This is a genomic window from Peribacillus sp. NPDC096448 (assembly GCF_044762675.1).
GTDB classification, from domain to species: Bacteria; Bacillota; Bacilli; order Bacillales; family DSM-1321; genus Peribacillus; species Peribacillus frigoritolerans_B.
The window spans coordinates 510,620-527,934 of the sequence record NZ_JBIWEU010000001.1; the positions used below are offsets into that span (position 1 = coordinate 510,620).

At 42.8% G+C, this 17,315-nt stretch carries 15 protein-coding genes; 14 read left to right on the forward strand and 1 reads right to left on the reverse strand.

What is annotated here, in order from left to right:
* Positions 1-230: 230 nt before the first annotated feature.
* The 14 genes from bcd (at position 231) to ACIQ0C_RS02505 (ending at position 17,045) form a co-directional block, all read left to right on the forward strand.
* Positions 231-1,328 (forward strand): branched-chain amino acid dehydrogenase, encoded by a 1,098-nt coding sequence (gene bcd, locus ACIQ0C_RS02440; RefSeq protein ID WP_402834987.1) that lies wholly within the window; start codon positions 231-233, stop codon positions 1,326-1,328.
* Between the two features lie 132 nt (positions 1,329-1,460).
* Entirely contained in the window at positions 1,461-2,882 is a 1,422-nt protein-coding gene (gene lpdA, locus ACIQ0C_RS02445) for a dihydrolipoyl dehydrogenase (RefSeq protein ID WP_403056551.1), read from the forward strand.
* 24 nt (positions 2,883-2,906) lie between these two features.
* Complete coding sequence (locus tag ACIQ0C_RS02450; protein ID WP_403057100.1) at positions 2,907-3,902, forward strand: thiamine pyrophosphate-dependent dehydrogenase E1 component subunit alpha; 996 nt, start codon at positions 2,907-2,909, stop codon at positions 3,900-3,902.
* 12 nt (positions 3,903-3,914) lie between these two features.
* Entirely contained in the window at positions 3,915-4,898 is a 984-nt protein-coding gene (locus ACIQ0C_RS02455) for an alpha-ketoacid dehydrogenase subunit beta (RefSeq protein ID WP_403056554.1), read from the forward strand.
* Positions 4,899-4,924: 26 nt separating this feature from the next.
* Positions 4,925-6,199, forward strand: a complete 1,275-nt coding sequence (locus ACIQ0C_RS02460; protein WP_403056557.1) for a dihydrolipoamide acetyltransferase family protein — start codon at positions 4,925-4,927, stop codon at positions 6,197-6,199.
* Between the two features lie 321 nt (positions 6,200-6,520).
* On the forward strand, positions 6,521-8,431 hold the full coding sequence (locus ACIQ0C_RS02465) for a methylmalonyl-CoA mutase family protein (protein WP_403056560.1): 1,911 nt from the start codon (positions 6,521-6,523) through the stop codon (positions 8,429-8,431).
* Positions 8,432-8,477: 46 nt separating this feature from the next.
* On the forward strand, positions 8,478-10,625 hold the full coding sequence (scpA, locus tag ACIQ0C_RS02470) for a methylmalonyl-CoA mutase (RefSeq protein WP_403057103.1): 2,148 nt from the start codon (positions 8,478-8,480) through the stop codon (positions 10,623-10,625).
* The gene (meaB, locus tag ACIQ0C_RS02475; RefSeq protein ID WP_403056563.1) at positions 10,625-11,752 is read left to right on the forward strand and encodes a methylmalonyl Co-A mutase-associated GTPase MeaB; all 1,128 of its coding nucleotides are present in this window, start codon (positions 10,625-10,627) and stop codon (positions 11,750-11,752) included. The genes scpA and meaB overlap by 1 nt, the downstream gene beginning before the upstream one ends.
* A gap of 210 nt (positions 11,753-11,962) precedes the next feature.
* Positions 11,963-12,400, forward strand: coding sequence for a BrxA/BrxB family bacilliredoxin (locus ACIQ0C_RS02480; protein ID WP_034308239.1), 438 nt, complete (start codon positions 11,963-11,965; stop codon positions 12,398-12,400).
* 606 nt (positions 12,401-13,006) lie between these two features.
* Positions 13,007-13,810 carry a transporter substrate-binding domain-containing protein gene (locus ACIQ0C_RS02485; RefSeq protein ID WP_483878358.1) on the forward strand — a complete coding sequence of 268 codons (804 nt, stop codon included), beginning with the start codon at positions 13,007-13,009 and terminating at the stop codon, positions 13,808-13,810.
* A gap of 133 nt (positions 13,811-13,943) precedes the next feature.
* Complete coding sequence (locus ACIQ0C_RS02490) at positions 13,944-14,603, forward strand: amino acid ABC transporter permease (RefSeq protein WP_402834980.1); 660 nt, start codon at positions 13,944-13,946, stop codon at positions 14,601-14,603.
* A complete protein-coding gene (locus ACIQ0C_RS02495; RefSeq protein ID WP_402834979.1) occupies positions 14,596-15,318 on the forward strand; it encodes an amino acid ABC transporter ATP-binding protein in 723 nt (240 codons plus the stop codon). The genes ACIQ0C_RS02490 and ACIQ0C_RS02495 overlap by 8 nt, the downstream gene beginning before the upstream one ends.
* A gap of 191 nt (positions 15,319-15,509) precedes the next feature.
* A complete protein-coding gene (locus tag ACIQ0C_RS02500; protein WP_402834978.1) occupies positions 15,510-16,499 on the forward strand; it encodes an aromatic acid exporter family protein in 990 nt (329 codons plus the stop codon).
* Between the two features lie 30 nt (positions 16,500-16,529).
* Complete coding sequence (locus tag ACIQ0C_RS02505) at positions 16,530-17,045, forward strand: L,D-transpeptidase (RefSeq protein WP_403056566.1); 516 nt, start codon at positions 16,530-16,532, stop codon at positions 17,043-17,045.
* A gap of 42 nt (positions 17,046-17,087) precedes the next feature.
* Here the strand turns inward: ACIQ0C_RS02505 and prli42 are convergent, their stop codons facing one another.
* Entirely contained in the window at positions 17,088-17,183 is a 96-nt protein-coding gene (gene prli42, locus ACIQ0C_RS02510) for a stressosome-associated protein Prli42 (RefSeq protein WP_155726463.1), read from the reverse strand.
* Between the last annotated feature and the right edge of the window lie 132 nt (positions 17,184-17,315).

Below are 17,315 nucleotides of genomic sequence, written 5' to 3' on the forward strand. Positions count from 1 at the left end.
ACCAGCATGTCCTTTTTTTGGATAAAAAGGCTCTCATTATGTATTTTATTGGCATGTTATTTGCATATTTAAAGGTGCATGGGTTTTTCAAGGGAACCATTCCCCATGGGGAAAATATCATGTGAGTAGCGGATTTTATTTAAAATGAACGTAGGAACAAGTAAGAATGAGGAGAAATTTAGTGTCTTCATATCTCCACATGCATTAAAACATCTAGGGAGGATTCCTTTATGGAAATTTTTAAATATCTTGAGAAATATGATTACGAGCAACTGCTATTCTGTCAGGATAAACAATCGGGTTTGAAAGCGATAATTGCCATTCATGATACAACATTAGGTCCTGCGCTTGGAGGCACAAGGATGTGGACGTATGCATCCGAAGAAGAAGCCATTGAAGATGCCTTAAGGCTTTCGAGAGGAATGACATATAAGAACGCAGCTGCCGGCTTGAATTTAGGCGGGGGGAAAACCGTCATCATCGGTGATCCGCGTAAGGATAAAAATGAAGAAATGTTCCGTGCATTCGGTAGGTATATCCAAGGGCTGAATGGCCGTTATATAACAGCTGAAGATGTAGGTACAACGGTTGAGGATATGGATCTCATTCATGAGGAGACGGATTTTGTCACTGGGATTTCCCCTGCATTCGGTTCTTCGGGTAACCCTTCCCCAGTAACGGCATATGGAGTATACCGGGGTATGAAGGCTGCTGCAAAAGAGGCATTCGGAACTGATTCTTTAGAAGGCAAGGTGGTTGCAGTCCAAGGTGTCGGGAATGTTTCTTATAACTTATGCCGTCATCTTCATGAGGAGGGCGCCAAGCTCATCGTTACGGATATCAATAAAGAGAGTGTGGCTCGTGCGGTTGAATCCTTTGGGGCGACTGCAGTGAATCCAGATGAAATTTATGGAGTCGATTGTGATATCTATGCACCTTGTGCATTAGGGGCTGTCATAAATGATCAAACAATCAATCAAATCAGGGCAAAGGTCATTGCTGGTGCTGCCAATAATCAATTAAAGGAACCTGTTCATGGCGATCAAATTCATGAAAAAGGTATTATATATGCTCCTGATTATGTAATTAATGCAGGTGGAGTCATAAACGTGGCCGATGAGCTTCTAGGGTATAATCGGGAAAGAGCCCTTAAGAAAGTGGAAACTGTTTATGATACAATTGAACGAGTCATCGAGATTGCAAAACGTGATCAAATCCCTACTTATAAAGCAGCGGATAGGATGGCAGAGGAGCGCATTGCCCGCATGAGGAATTCAAGGAGCCAATTCCTGCAAAATGAAAAACATATCTTGAATGGAAGAAAATGAATGTAGTATTACAAGATATAGATTCCTGTGTTTTTTTAAATAAACACAGGAATTTTAAACATGGATAACGTAATAAACATAGGACAAGTAAAAATGGTGACTAATAGTATGTATTTGTGAGGAGGAGTGGTTTTGGCTGAAGAATTTGACCTCGTTATCCTCGGAGGAGGAACAGGCGGGTATGTGGCGGCAATAAGGGCTGCTCAATTAGGATTGAAAACGGCTGTCGTGGAGAAAGGCAAGCTCGGCGGAACGTGTCTACATAAAGGCTGTATCCCTTCGAAAGCACTTTTAAGGAGTGCGGAAGTTTATCAGACTGCAGTGAAAAGTGAGGAATTCGGTATTGTTACCGGGGATGTAAAGGTAGATTTCCTTAAAGTGCAGGAAAGAAAGAATAAAGTGGTCGATCAACTCTATAAAGGTGTTCAGCACCTGATGAAACAAGGAAAGATAACGGTTTATGAAGGGTTAGGACGTATACTTGGTCCTTCTATATTTTCACCGATGCCTGGGACAATTTCCGTGGAAATGAATAATGGCAGTGAAAATGAAATGCTCATTCCCCAGAATGTCATTATTGCTACAGGTTCACGTCCGAAGACACTGCCCGGTTTGGCGATTGATGGGGAATTGGTGCTTACATCGGATGAAGCTCTAAAGCTTGAGAGCTTGCCAAAATCAATGATGATTGTAGGCGGTGGAGTTATCGGCATTGAATGGGCATCGATGCTCAATGATTTTGGTGTGGAAGTGACAGTTCTGGAATATGCAGATAGAATCATCCCGACTGAGGACCATGATATTTCCAGTGAAATGCTTCGTCTCCTAACGAAAAAAGGCGTCAAGTTCGTTACGGGTGCCAAGGTATTGCCTGAAACCCTGAAAACGGATGTTTCAGTATCCATTTCTGCTGAAGTCAAAGGTTCGGTAGAGGAATTCACAGCTGAAAAAATGCTGGTTTCCGTAGGCAGATCAGCAAATCTTGAAGGGATCGGCCTTGAAAATACGGAAATTGTGAAAGAAAAAGGTTTTATTGAAACCAATGACTTCTTCCAAACGAAGGAATCACATATCTATGCGATCGGTGACTGTATCGGCGGTCTGCAATTGGCTCATGTTGCCTCCCATGAAGGTATTACGGCCGTTGAACATATCGCAGGCCAAAAGCCGGAACCGCTGGATTATTCGCTCATTTCAAAGTGTGTGTATTCAAGCCCTGAAGCTGCAAGTGTCGGTTTGACGGAAGATCAGGCAAACGAGGAAGGCTATGACCTTAAAATTGGGAAATTCCCATTCCGTGCAGTTGGTAAGGCCCTTGTCTTCGGGGAAGCGGATGGTTTTGTCAAAATCATCGCCGATAAGAAAACGGATGATATACTGGGCGTTCATATGATCGGACCACATGTTACGGATATGATTTCAGAAGCTGGACTTGCAAAAGTGCTTGATGCGACACCTTGGGAGATAGGCAAGACAATTCATCCGCACCCAAGTCTATCCGAAGCAATCGGAGAGGCGGCCCTTGCTGTCGATGGACGTGCCATTCATTCATAAAGAATAAGGTCAGGAGGTTTTATGATGGTAGAAAAACGTCATGAACAATTAGGCTTAAATGAGGAAACGGTTTTAGATATGTACCGGACAATGCTTTTGTCCCGCAGAATTGATGAGCGCATGTGGCTTTTAAACCGATCCGGGAAAATTCCCTTCGTGATTTCCTGCCAGGGGCAAGAAGCTGCACAGGTTGGAGCTGCTTTTGCACTTGATCGGGAAAAGGATTATGTACTGCCTTATTATCGGGATGTCGGTGTGGTGCTTACCTTCGGAATGACCGCAAAAGACTTGATGCTTTCTGGTTTCGCGAAAGAGGAAGATCCCAATTCCGGCGGGCGCCAAATGCCTGGTCATTTTGGTCAAAAGAAAAATAGGATCGTCACTGGTTCATCGCCTGTAACGACACAGGTCCCGCATGCAGTTGGAATTGCCCTTGCAGGGAAGATGGAAGGTAAGGATTTGGTGACATTCGTAACGTTTGGGGAAGGTTCATCCAATCAGGGCGATTTTCATGAAGGGGCCAACTTTGCAGGTGTGCATAAGCTACCGGTCATTTTCATGTGTGAAAATAATAAATATGCGATTTCCGTTCCTATTTCGAAACAGCTAGCGTGTGAAAATGTTTCCGACAGGGCGATTGGCTATGGGATGCCTGGCATAACGGTGGATGGCAATGATCCATTGGCAGTGTATGCAGCGGTGAAAGAAGCGGCTGACCGTGCACGAAGGGGAGAAGGCCCTACACTGGTAGAAACCGTTTCATACAGGCTCACACCTCATTCAAGTGATGATGATGACCGAAGCTACCGAACGGCAGACGAAGTGGCCGAAGCCAAAACGAAGGATTCCATAAAGACATTTGGAGCCTATTTAAAAGAAGTGGGAATCATGGATGACGACCTTGAGAAACAAATGAATGATGAAGTAATGAAGATAGTCAACGAAGCAACCGATTATGCTGAAAATGCTCCATATCCAAAGGCTGAAAGTGCTATGAATCATGTGTATGCACAAAAGTAAGGGGGTAATAGAATGCCAGTGATTTCTTATATAGATGCCGTGACAATGGCAATGAGGGAAGAGATGGAACGAGATTCCCGTGTATTCGTATTGGGAGAGGATGTAGGAAAAAAAGGTGGGGTCTTTAAAGCCACTAATGGTTTATACGACCAATTCGGTGAAGACAGGGTCATCGATACCCCGCTTGCAGAATCTGCAATTGCAGGAGTTGGAATTGGAGCCGCCATGTATGGGCTTCGGCCGATAGCTGAGATGCAATTTGCTGATTTCATCATGCCTGCCATTAACCAAATCGTTTCAGAGGCAGCCAAAATCAGATACCGTTCCAATAATGACTGGAGCTGTCCTATGGTAATCCGTGCTCCATATGGAGGAGGGATTCATGGAGCTCTTTATCATTCGCAATCGGTTGAAGCGATCTTTGCCAATCAGCCGGGCTTGAAAATCGTGATGCCTTCCACTCCGTATGATGTAAAGGGTTTGCTTAAAGCTGCCATTCGCGATGAAGACCCAGTGCTTTTCTTTGAACATAAACGCGCATACCGCTTGATCAAGGGTGAGGTACCCACTGAAGATTATGTACTTCCAATCGGCAAGGCAGATGTGAAAAGGGACGGGGAAGACATTACTGTCATCTCCTATGGCCTTTGTGTGCATTTTGCCCTTCAGGCAGCTGAAAAATTAGCTGCAGATGGAATTTCTGCACATGTTCTTGACTTGCGTACCGTGTACCCTTTGGATAAGGATGCCATCATAGAAGCAGCTTCTAAAACGGGGAAAGTATTACTCGTTACGGAAGATAATAAAGAAGGAAGCATCATGAGTGAGGTCGCAGCCATAATTGCCGAGCATTGCCTTTTTGATTTGGATGCCCCTGTAAAACGATTGGCCGGGCCTGATGTACCTGCCATGCCTTATGCGCCTACGATGGAAAAACAATTTATGGTGAATCCTGATAAAGTGGAAAAAGCAATGAGGGAATTGGCCGAGTATTAATGACTGTTAAGAAGGAGGAACGAATTATGGCTATGGAATTAATGAAGATGCCTCAACTAGGCGAAAGTGTCACAGAGGGAACCATCAGTAAATGGCTTGTGAAGCCTGGGGATCATGTCACGAAATATGATCCGCTAGCTGAAGTGATGACGGATAAAGTAAATGCTGAGGTTCCTTCTTCCTTCACCGGCATCATCAAGGAATTGAAAGCGGATGAGAATCAAACATTGGCAGTCGGGGAAGTCATCTGCTCGATTGAAGTTGAAACGGCAAAGACGGATAACGAAAATGCTGGGCAAGTTTCTCATAGTGAGGAAAATGTTGCTGCACCTGTTACGCAGCAAGCGGCCGAAACATCAAGGAAAGCTCGCTATTCGCCAGCTGTGTTAAAACTTTCCCAGGAGCATGGAATCGATCTTTCAAAAGTTAAAGGAACGGGGAATGAGGGACGGATCACCCGTAAAGATTTACTGAAACTTGTTGAATCAGGGAATCTTCCTAAGGCGGATGAGCCTTCCACAATATCCGATTCGGCCCCTGAAGTGGTCGCCCCTCAAGTCAATCGTCAAACTAGTCCAGTAACTAACGTGCCGACTGCGGCTGGTGACAAGGAAATACCGGTTACAGGCATCCGTAAGGCAATTGCATCCAATATGTTGAAAAGTAAGCACGAAATTCCCCATGCTTGGACGATGGTGGAAGTTGACGCAAGCAATATGGTGAAGTTGCGTGATAATCTAAAAACCGATTTTAAACAAAAAGAAGGCTATAATTTAACGTACTTTGCCTTTTTCGTTAAAGCGGTTGCTCAAGCCCTTACGGAATTCCCAGAGCTGAATTCGATGTGGGCCGGCGAAAAAATCATACAAAAGAAAGAAATCAATATATCGATAGCCGTTGCGACTGAGGATGCCTTATTTGTACCGGTCATTAAAAATGCAGATGAAAAATCAATAAAAGGTATAGCAAGGGAAATACAGGAACTTGCATCAAAAGTGAAGTCAGGTAAGTTAAAAGCAGAGGATATGCAAGGTGGTACGTTCACTGTTAATAACACTGGCTCATTCGGATCTGTCCAGTCCATGGGAATCATCAATCATCCACAGGCGGCCATTTTACAAGTTGAAACGATTGTAAAACGCCCAGTGGTCATAAATGACATGATTGCAGTACGGGATATGGTGAATCTCTGTTTATCACTTGATCATCGTGTTTTGGACGGACTCGTATGCGGTCGATTCCTCGCGAGGGTTAAAGAAATCATCGAAAAGATTTCCAAAGATAACACTCCCATATACTAAAATGAAGAAAAGGAAGGCCGGAAGGTCCTTCCTTTTCTTTTTTGTACTTCACTTTTCCGTAGAAAAACATCGACAAAAATTTTATTTTTGCTATTATTTTATTAAGAGCTGTTCTAATACAGAACTGGGGCTGTACTTGATTTATAAAGAGTAAAATAGGCTAGTGGTTTCCCTAATAACAGATTTGCTAATTTCTATTGTCTTAAAATTCAAGAAAATTATGGTAGAATGTTAGTATAATCCAGATCAAATTGACGGGAGGGTGGTTTTCTTATCCAAAACTGACTGAGCGTTCGTTCTCCCAATGAAGGAACAGGGCGTATGAGGCGGCAGAAGATAAGAAAGCGATTACAGATGGAACTGAAAGATGTAAAAAACATAACCTTTCCTAAGCCTTCTTTTGAAGAGTGGAAAGAAGCTGCGGAAACAAGTTTAAAAGGGAAAAGTGTAGAAAAGCTAAAATCGAATACATATGAGGGCATCACTTTAAATCCACTCTATACAGAAAAGGCGGAATCAAGGGAAAAAGTAGCTGAATTACCAGGATTCTTCCCCTTCACCCGAGGAACGTCCCCAACGGGATATCATGAAAAACCTTGGCTTGTCGTTCAACCTGTAAGCGGTATCACGGCTGAAGAAGCAAATGAAAAGATGAAGGCTTCATTCAAGCGCGGTCAAAATGTTGTGGCATACCCTGCACGATTGCTTTCCGATGGAGCAAGGGCTGAAAAATTGTTTAAGGATATACCATTAAAAGAAATACCGGTTTTCATTGACCTTAAGGGGAAACAAAAAGGATTATTCCCTCAATTCAAAGCTGTTGCCGAAGCACAAAATACCCAATTGACAGGCGTTATTGCTGAAGATCCCATTGCAGAATGGCTCATTTGCGGTCAGCTGCCAGAAGATACGGATGACTATTTTGCAGACTGGCTGAAGACGATCCAGGATTATCAGAAGGTAGGCAGTGATTTAAAAACAGTTTTGGTTAATACGGCAGTCTACCATAATGGAGGAGCCAATGCCGTACAGGAAATAGCCTACGGATTATCGGCAGCCGTCCAATATCTATTGGAAGGGCAAAAGAAAGGGCTTTCTATTGCTTCGGTTTCCGAAAAAATAGTATTCTCTTTTGCTGTGGATTCGAATTACTTCATGTCCATCGCTAAACTGCGGGCTGCCAGAAGGCTTTGGGCAGGTCTTGCAGAAGCTTTCGATACAGCATCGGACCATTTTAAAATGGCGATACATGCCGTTACTTCCGAGTTGACAGAAACGCTATATGATCAGCACGTCAATATTCTTCGGACCACGAACCAAGCATTCGCTGCAGCTATTGGAGGCATTCAATATCTTCAAATCCATCCATTCACACACGCAACTGGTGAAACCGATGAGTTTTCAGAAAGAATTGCCCGTAATACTCACTTGATTTTAAAAGAAGAAACAAATATCACAACAGTGGTCGATCCTGCTGGCGGTTCATGGTATGTTGAGCAACTAACGGATGAATTGGCTGAAAAGGCTTGGGCAAAATTCCTTGAAATCGAAGCAGCTGGAGGGATTCTAGAGCTAATTAAACAAGGCACCCTTCAGAAAGAAATAGCTGAAGTTCACCAAGGAAGAGTTCAAAATGCGGCTTTCAGAAAAGAAAGCATCATCGGAACGAATGTATATCCGAATCCCGCTGATAAGATTAAAACCACGACAAAGGATAACCATGTGTCATATATGAAAGTTGAGAAGCCGGTCGGCATTACCCCACTTGACTTGGATCGGGTATCGATTCAGTTCGAACAGATAAGGCTGCGCAGTGAAAAGTTTAAAGAACTAAGTGGAACGGCTCTAGCTATCGGTTTAATTAATTTGAAAAATCTCAAATCCTATAAACCTCGTGCAGATTTCATTAAAAGTCTTGTGGCAGCAGGCGGTATTGAAACAATCGGCAGTAAGGGATGTCAAACCGTTGAGGAAGCAATCGATTATGTAGCTGCGACCAAGCTCCCAATCTATTGTGTTTGCGGCAGTGATGGTGACTATTCGGAATTAGCGCCAATCATCATTAAAGAAATTAAAAAGCAACTCCCTGACATCACTATTTATAGTGCCGGTAAGCAGCAAGAAGAATTGGAAATTACACTAAGAGAAGTCGGGGTCAAAGATTTTATCCATGTTAAAACGAATACAATATCCATTTTACTGGAATTATTGTCGAAGCTAGGGGTGAACTGAAATGAAAAAACCGGATTTTTCTGCTATAAATCCTGCTAAGTCTAAGATGGAAGGTACAGTGGAAGCATGGAAAAAGGAAGCCGAAAAAGCAGTTGGGAAAAACATTGAGGATCTTCTGTTTGAAACCAATGAACAAATAAAAATCAAACCGCTTTATGTTGAGGAAGATATTCGCGACCTGGAGCATATGGAAAGTGTGCCAGGCATCGCTCCTTTTACAAGGGGGCCTTATCCTTCGATGTATGTCAATCGTCCTTGGACGATACGTCAGTATGCAGGTTTTTCGACTGCCGAGGAATCCAATGCGTTTTACAGACGTAATCTGGCGATGGGGCAAAAAGGGCTCTCAGTTGCTTTTGATTTAGCTACACACCGCGGTTATGACTCCGATCATCCACGCGTTATCGGTGATGTGGGTAAGGCGGGAGTTGCCATTGATTCCATTCTCGACATGAAAATCCTGTTCGAAGGCATTCCGCTTGATCAGATGTCCGTGTCAATGACGATGAACGGCGCTGTATTACCCATCCTTGCATTTTATATCGTGACAGCTGAAGAACAAGGTGTAACACAGGATAAGCTTTCAGGCACGATTCAAAATGACATCCTAAAAGAATACATGGTTCGGAATACGTATATTTACCCGCCTGAAATGTCCATGAAAATCATAGCTGATATATTTGAGTATACATCCAAATATATGCCCAAGTTCAATTCCATTTCCATCTCCGGTTATCATCTGCAAGAAGCGGGGGCGCCGGCTGATATTGAACTTGCCTATACGTTGGCGGATGGGCTTGAGTATGCACGTACCGGAATGAAAGCAGGTATGGATATCGATAAATTTGCACCACGCTTATCATTCTTCTGGGCAGTAGGAATGAACTATTTCATGGAAGTGGCGAAAATGCGGGCGGCTCGTTTCATTTGGTCAAAACTGATGAAACAATTCGAACCGAAAAATAATAAAGCGATGGCATTGAGGACTCATTCCCAAACCTCCGGCTGGAGTCTCTCCGAGCAGGATCCGTTTAACAATGTAGCAAGGACCCTTATTGAAGCGCATGCGGCTGCACTTGGACATACACAGTCCCTGCATACGAACGCATTGGATGAGGCCATTGCCCTGCCAACGGATTTCTCGGCGCGCATAGCACGTAATACCCAGCTATATTTGCAGGAGGAAACCGGGATCACAAAAGTAATCGATCCATGGGCGGGTTCATACTATGTAGAATCGCTCACTAATGAATTAATCGAACGGGCTTGGGCTCACATAGAAGAAATCGAAGGCCTGGGAGGAATGGCGAAGGCGATTGAAACAGGCCTTCCAAAAATGAGGATCGAGGAAGCCGCTGCAAAGCGTCAGGCTAAAATCGATTCTCAAGATGAAACGATCGTAGGCGTCAATAAGTATCGTTTGAAAAAAGAAGATCCGATTGAAATACTGGAGATTGATAATACAGCAGTTCGCAAAAGTCAGCTTAAGCGTTTGAGCGAATTAAAAGCGAAACGTGATCAGGCAAAGGTGGATGAAGCTCTTCAAGCACTTTCAATGGCTGCCAGAACTGGCGAAGGTAACCTTCTTGAACTGGCTGTGCAAGCTGCAAGAGTTCGGGCTTCATTAGGTGAAATCTCCGATGCGATCGAAGAGGTGGCTGGACGTCACAAAGCAACGATCCGTTCTATCAGCGGCGTATATAGCTCGGCATACTCAAAAGAAGCGGAAATTGAGGAAGTTGTCCGCATGACGGAAGAGTTCCTTGAAAATGAAGGAAGAAGACCGCGTTTGTTAATGGCTAAAATGGGTCAGGACGGTCATGATCGTGGAGCTAAAGTAGTCGGAACGGGGTTTGCGGATTTAGGCTATGATGTCGATATCGGTCCATTATTCCAAACACCGAAAGAAACCGCCATCCAGGCCGTGGAAAATGATGTGCATGTAGTCGGAATGAGTTCGCTTGCTGCCGGCCATAAAACATTGTTGCCGCAGCTTATGACGGAACTGAAGAACTTGGGCCGTGAGGACATCATAGTGATCGTAGGAGGCGTCATCCCTGCACAGGATTATGATTACCTAATGGAAAATGGCGCTACAGCCATTTTTGGACCTGGTACGGTCATACCGCAGGCAGCAAAGAAAGTGCTTCAGGAAATATACAATCGCCTCGGATATGAGGAAGTGGCCCAATAATGAGTGAAGACAAGAAGCCGGAATGGGTCGATCTTAACAATCAGGAAGGTTTTGCTTCTTCATTAAAGCCAGGTGTGGAATTAGCAGCCAGCCAAAACAAACCAACAAAAAGCAAATTCGTCAAAAAACATAATGTAAACATACCGGTACATGAACTTAAAGAGGGAATCATAAAAGGGGACAGGGCCAAGCTAGCTAAAGGGATTACATTGATTGAAAGCAATGCATCCCACCACTTAGATCATGCACAGGAATTATTGCATGCCATCCTTCCTCATACAGGGAACTCCTTGCGCATCGGGATTTCCGGAGTGCCCGGTGCCGGGAAAAGTACCTTCATCGAGACGTTCGGTACCTACTTATGTGACAGGGGCCATAAGGTTGCTGTTCTAGCCGTCGATCCAAGTTCTTCGATCAATGGCGGGAGTATACTGGGCGATAAGACAAGGATGGAGGAACTGGCTAGAAACCCCGATGCCTTCATAAGACCCTCACCATCCGAAGGCACTCTAGGCGGAGTTCACCGCAAAACGAGGGAAACGATGTTGCTTTGTGAAGCGGCAGGATTTGATGTGATCCTAATAGAAACTGTCGGGGTCGGTCAGAGTGAAGCTATAGTCCGAAGTATGGTCGACTTCTTCATGCTTCTTGTCCTAACGGGTGCCGGAGATGAATTGCAAGGGATGAAAAAAGGGATTCTGGAACTTGTGGACGGAATTGTTGTCAATAAGGCCGACGGCGAGAACATCCCGCTGGCGATTAGGACAAAATCCGAATATAGCAGAATCTTGCACTTCCTTCAGCCAGCAACAAAGGGGTGGGCAGGAAAGGCATATACTTGTTCCGCTATAACCGGTAAAGGAATTCCTGAGCTTTGGGATGTATTGAATGAATTTTCCCATATGACCAAGGAATCGGGTGTTTTTCAAGAACGGAGAAGAATGCAATCTAGGGAATGGCTTTATTCATTGATCGATCACCAGCTTAAAACAATGTTTTATAAAAATGAAACCGTCAAGAGTCTCCTCCCTATACTAGAGAATCAAGTGATGTCAGGGAATAAAACGGTCACTGCTGCCGTTAAGCAGGCCTTTCAATCTTTTACCGAAACATTTAAGTCAAATTAAAAAAGAAATGAGATGGGGCAGGCATGGATTCTCTCCCACGCCTGCCCCATCCTTTTGTAAGTCTTGTTGTTACACATATAATTCCCGCTCCCTTTTCGTTTTAAACCTGTACGGAACGGATTATGTGGTTTTAACAGGTAAATTTATTGAATCACGAAGAGGCAATTGTTATGATAGGATTGAAGAGAAAACTTGGAAGGAGCAAATGCCATGAATATGGATTTTAATTTTTTAATGAACGACGTAGTCAAACAGGCTCGCGATGAGATAAAGACTGCTGGATATACAGAATTGACCACTCCCGAAGAAGTAGAGGAAGTATTTGCACAAAAAGGAACGACACTTGTTATGGTAAACTCCGTTTGTGGCTGCGCTGGGGGAATAGCTAGACCTGCAGCTGCTCATGCAATCCATAATGATAAACGCCCAGATCAGCTTGTAACCGTTTTTGCTGGGCAGGATAAAGAGGCGACGGAGAAAGCCCGTGATTATTTCGAAGGATATCCGCCGTCATCCCCATCATTTGCATTGCTGAAGGATGGAAAAATCATCACCATGATAGAGCGCCATGAAATTGAAGGGCACCACCCGATGTCTGTAGTAGAAAAATTACAAGACTACTTCGATCAATATTGCGAAGAAGTTTAAGCCATAGTGACAACCTAAAAACCCGCCCAACCGGCGGGTTTTTTTAGGTTGTCGGCAAAAAGAGGTTCGGAATGGTCTCATCCCGAACATGATTTTAAAACAAGACTAGGTGATCCTTCATGTTTTTTCAGTAATCCCTAATGGCTTAATGAAAGGAAGAAATTTGCGACACTCCTGCCGAGTAACTGGCTAGCCGAGACCCCACAGGCTCTTGCGCTGAGGAGGCTTGGCAGACAGTCGGCGGAAAGGGAGCGGATTTCTGGAATCAATAGTAACACATATGAAAACTGGCTTGTCTTTGAATTTGTATACAGACTGAACCCGCCAAATCGGCGTTTTTTTATTCATGAAATTGCATAAGTCAGGAACTTTTGGGAAAGAAGATAGATAGGGAAGCCGATATATTCCCTTTGGAGAAAAGAGTGAAGCCAGATGTAAAATTATAATAATATTCTGAAAAATTAATCTATTATTTACTTTATTGAATAATTATTAGAGTGTGTTAAAATACACATTAGTGTATGAATATTAGTTATTCGAAATTTAACTAACCTAATTTAATAACAAGAGAATTGAAAATATCATTTTGGAGGAATAATAATGAAGTTGAAAAAGCAGTTAGCATTGTTGCTTACTTCTGTTTTATTAGTAGGTATTTTAGCGGCATGCGGAACATCAGAGAAAGAAGATAAGAACACAGCTGACAAAGAAGACAAAAAGGTCCTGGTAATGGGAACATCTGCGGATTATCCGCCATTTGAATATGTTGAAACATCTAAAAGTGATGAAATCATAGGATTTGACATTGATATCGCTAAAGCAATCGGAAAAAAATTAGGTTATGAGGTCCAAGTGAAGGATATTGACTTTAATAGTCTTGTGCCTGCTCTGGAAAATAAATCGGTCGATTTCGTTATCTCCGGAATGACTCCAACAGAAAAACGTGAGCAATCAGTCGATTTCAGTGATATTTACTATACAGCTAAAAACATGATCATCACGACAAAAGACAGTAAAATCAAAACTGTTGAAGATTTAAAAGGGAAAACGGTTGGCGTACAGCTTGCATCCATTCAGGAGACATTGGCAAATGACTTGAATAAATCCCAAGATATCGGGATGAAAGTTGAAAAAAGGAATCGTATTCCTGAGGTTGTTCAAGAAATGTCAACAGGACGTTTTGACGCCGTGATCATGGAAGATACTGTGGCAAAAGGCTACTTGAAAGATAATAAAGAATTGGTGGGGCATTTGATCGAGTCAGGTGAACAAGATGCCGGTTCGGCAATCGCTTTCCAAAAAGGAAGCAAGTTAACTGAAGAATTCAATGCCGAGTTGAAAAAAATGTTAGAGAATGGTGAAATGGAAAAATTAATATTAAAATGGTTCGGTGGCAGTGAAACTGAATAATGCAGAGAGACGAAAAGCGTTCAGAAGAGATTTGGTATATGCCTTCTGAACGTTTTTCCGCGCTTTATTGTTAATGAAATGAAGCAGGAGGAAGGCCTTAAGATAACGGCCTTCATAAGAGAGGATGAATGGAGTGAATCTGGAATTTGAAAGGATTATGCCTTCCCTTCCATATATCCTGGAGGGAATACCGACTACATTAAAGGTTGTAGCGGTAGCGGCAGTAATCGGATTTGTTTTGGGAATATTATTATCTATACTTAAAATCAGCAGAATCAAGCCATTGAATTGGATTGCTGACTTTTATACATCCATTTTTCGCGGTACCCCTTTGGTACTGCAATTAATGCTGATTTATTTTGGTTCACCACAAATATTAGGGATTCAAATCGAAGCGTTCCAAGCAGCGTTTTTAGCATTCGGGCTAAATTCAGCGGCATACATCTCTGAAATTATCAGGGGAGGCATTTTAGCGGTCGATAAAGGCCAACGAGAGGCTGCACTTGCACTTGGGGTTCCCTATTCAGGGATGATGCTTAATATTATCCTTCCGCAGGCCATCAAGAATATCTTGCCATCCCTTGTTAACGAATTGATTTCCTTAACGAAGGAATCGGCCGTTGTCACAATTATTGGATTAGGGGATATCATGCGCCGTTCTTATATTGTCGGCGGTGAGACATATAAATTCTTCGAGCCGATTTTATTTGCCGGTCTCATTTATTATGTGATGGTCATGATTCTCACCATCTTAGGCAAAGTGATTGAAAGGAGAATGAGACGCAGTGATTAAAATTGATGGACTCAAAAAAAATTATGGTAAGCTCGAGGTTTTAAAAGGAATCAGCACCGAGATCGGACAGGGTGAAGTGGTAGCGATCATCGGTCCATCCGGTTCGGGAAAATCAACTTTCTTGCGCTGCATCAATATGCTTGAAACTCCAACTGATGGTCAAATCAGGTTTAAAGATCAAATCATCACTGAAAAAAAGACCAATATCATGAAAGTGCGTGAAAATGTCGGAATGGTATTTCAACATTTCCATTTATTTCCACATAAAACCGTACTGGAGAATCTGATATATGCACCTATGAAGGTGAAAAAATTATCAAAGGCCGAGGCTGTAAAACAAGCTCGTGAGCTCTTGACTAAAGTCGGTTTGGCCGATAAAGAGTCGACTTATCCGAATCGTCTGTCTGGCGGACAAAAACAAAGGGTTGCGATTGCACGGGCATTGGCAATGAACCCGGAAGTAATGCTTTTCGATGAGCCGACTTCGGCGCTTGATCCCGAGATGGTAAAAGAAGTGCTCGAGGTCATGAAATCACTGGCACATACGGGGATGACCATGCTGATCGTAACGCATGAAATGGGATTTGCCAAAGAAGTGGCTGATCGAGTACTATTCCTGGACGGTGGTCTGCTCGTTGAGGAAAGTGCTCCGGAAGAGTTCTTTTCCAATCCGAAAAGCCAGCGTGCAAAAGACTTCTTGGAAAAAGTTTTATAAGCTAAAGCAAATAGTATATAATTGTGAAAAAAAGGTAACGTTTAGTTACCTTTTTTATTTTTTTCCTATAATGTATTTTTGCGTACATGTATTTAGAAAAATTGGAAATTTAACTCGTAAAGGACTGTAAAAATATCTGAATTCCTGATAGTATTATAATAGATAGAGAAAGAGCCAGGTGATACATAACAATGTTTAAAATCGGATACAGGACGATTAAAACTGCTTTGGGGGCCACCCTGGCAATTATTATTGCACAAATGCTTAATCTCGAATATTTCTCTGCTGCGGGAATCATTGCGATCTTATGCATCCAAGTTACAAAAAAGAAGTCGGTGTATGCCTCCTGGCACCGGTTTTTAGCTTGTTTGATCGCAATGGCCTATGCATCCCTATTATTTCAGTTCATCGCATTTCATCCGCTGATAATAGGTTTGATTCTCTTGATTTTCATTCCAACGACAGTTGCCTTGAAGATTAATGAGGGGATCGTGACGAGCAGCGTCATCATCATGCACCTATACGGGGCGGGTGACATCACTTTTTCCCTGCTGATCAATGAAACGATATTAATTGCAGTTGGGGTTGGAGTGGCGCTTGTCATGAATCTGTACATGCCCAGTGTCGATGACAAACTGCTGGCCTATCAGGAAAGCATCGAAACGAACTTCAGTGCGATCTTGATGGGAATTGTCCGCTATTTGAGGGATAATGATCACACATGGGATGGTAAGGAAATCACCGAAACAGCCAATCTTCTTAACCAAGCCAAAAGCCTTGCCTTCAGGGACGTGGAAAATCATTTTTTAAGGGAAGAAGACCTGTATTACCATTATTTCAAAATGCGTGAAAAGCAATTTGAAATAATTGAACGAATTCTTCCCCTTGTCACGAATATTCCGTTGGTCGTCAAGCAAAGCGGGATAGTGGCTGAGTTTATAGAAGATTTGGCAGAAAACGTCCACCCACAAAATACGGCGATCCTTTATCTGAAGAAGCTTGAAGAAATGGAGATTCATTTTAGGGGAATGGCACTGCCGCAGACACGGGAAGAGTTCGAATCCAGGGCCGCATTACTGCAGCTCATGAAGGAAATGGAGCGCTATTTATTGTTGAAGCATTCCTTCAAGGGATTACCCAAGCTGACCGGCAACCGAATGAAAAAGAGGCACTTGGCTTAAACTAAGCAAAAAGTAAAGGAATTGATACAAATGAAATGGATCCTTTCTTTGTTGCTTATGCTATCTTTGTGGCCTTTACAGGTACAGGCCCAGCCTCAATCGGTTATGCCTGGCGATCCGTTTATCATCATCAATAAAGCCAACAATAAAATGGCGTTCATTGATGATAACGAGGTCAAGGAGATTCTGCCGGTCGGTACCGGAAAGAGTCAGGAACTGACACCAGAAGGGATTTTCACGGTCAAAGTAAAAGCGGTCAATCCATATTACCGGAAAAAGAATATTCCTGGCGGCGATCCAAGGAACCCTTTGGGGTCGCGGTGGATTGGATTCGATGCACGAAATACCGATGGGAGGATTTACGGCATACATGGTACGAATCAGCCATCATCGATTGGGAAATATATTTCAAATGGCTGTGTACGGATGCATAAATCCGATGTGGAGCGTTTGTACGAAAAAGTCCCCATCGGCACTAAGGTGTTGTTCACCATATCGAACGAGGATTTCAAAACGTTGGCAAAGAAAAACGGAGCGATAAAATAAAGAGAGGGAAGCTTTTTGCTCCCCTCCCCAATACGGTGTCTATTACAAAAGAAATGCGATACCTGATAATAAGCTCGTTAATAACATTGAGATAAGCATTAAATACACGACGATCTTTCTGATTTTCTTGTTTCCCATATGCTCTCTCCCTTAATACAGTTTAATTGATTTTATTTTAACTTGAACATTTAGTAGAAACAAGTAAAAGTATAATGTTCATATTATTCCGAATCTTAAAAGGCTTTAATGCAAGATTAGTAGTATTTTAAT

Coding starts and splice junctions, on each gene's coding strand:
- bcd (WP_402834987.1), top strand. CDS start 231: ATGGAAATTTTTAAATATCTTGAGAAATATGATTACGAGCAACTGCTA.
- ACIQ0C_RS02450 (WP_403057100.1), top strand. CDS start 2,907: ATGGTAGAAAAACGTCATGAACAATTAGGCTTAAATGAGGAAACGGTT.
- ACIQ0C_RS02455 (WP_403056554.1), top strand. CDS start 3,915: ATGCCAGTGATTTCTTATATAGATGCCGTGACAATGGCAATGAGGGAA.
- ACIQ0C_RS02460 (WP_403056557.1), top strand. CDS start 4,925: ATGGCTATGGAATTAATGAAGATGCCTCAACTAGGCGAAAGTGTCACA.
- ACIQ0C_RS02465 (WP_403056560.1), top strand. CDS start 6,521: ATGAGGCGGCAGAAGATAAGAAAGCGATTACAGATGGAACTGAAAGAT.
- scpA (WP_403057103.1), top strand. CDS start 8,478: ATGGAAGGTACAGTGGAAGCATGGAAAAAGGAAGCCGAAAAAGCAGTT.
- meaB (WP_403056563.1), top strand. CDS start 10,625: ATGAGTGAAGACAAGAAGCCGGAATGGGTCGATCTTAACAATCAGGAA.
- ACIQ0C_RS02480 (WP_034308239.1), top strand. CDS start 11,963: ATGAATATGGATTTTAATTTTTTAATGAACGACGTAGTCAAACAGGCT.
- ACIQ0C_RS02500 (WP_402834978.1), top strand. CDS start 15,510: ATGTTTAAAATCGGATACAGGACGATTAAAACTGCTTTGGGGGCCACC.
- ACIQ0C_RS02505 (WP_403056566.1), top strand. CDS start 16,530: ATGAAATGGATCCTTTCTTTGTTGCTTATGCTATCTTTGTGGCCTTTA.
- prli42 (WP_155726463.1), bottom strand. CDS start 17,183: ATGGGAAACAAGAAAATCAGAAAGATCGTCGTGTATTTAATGCTTATC.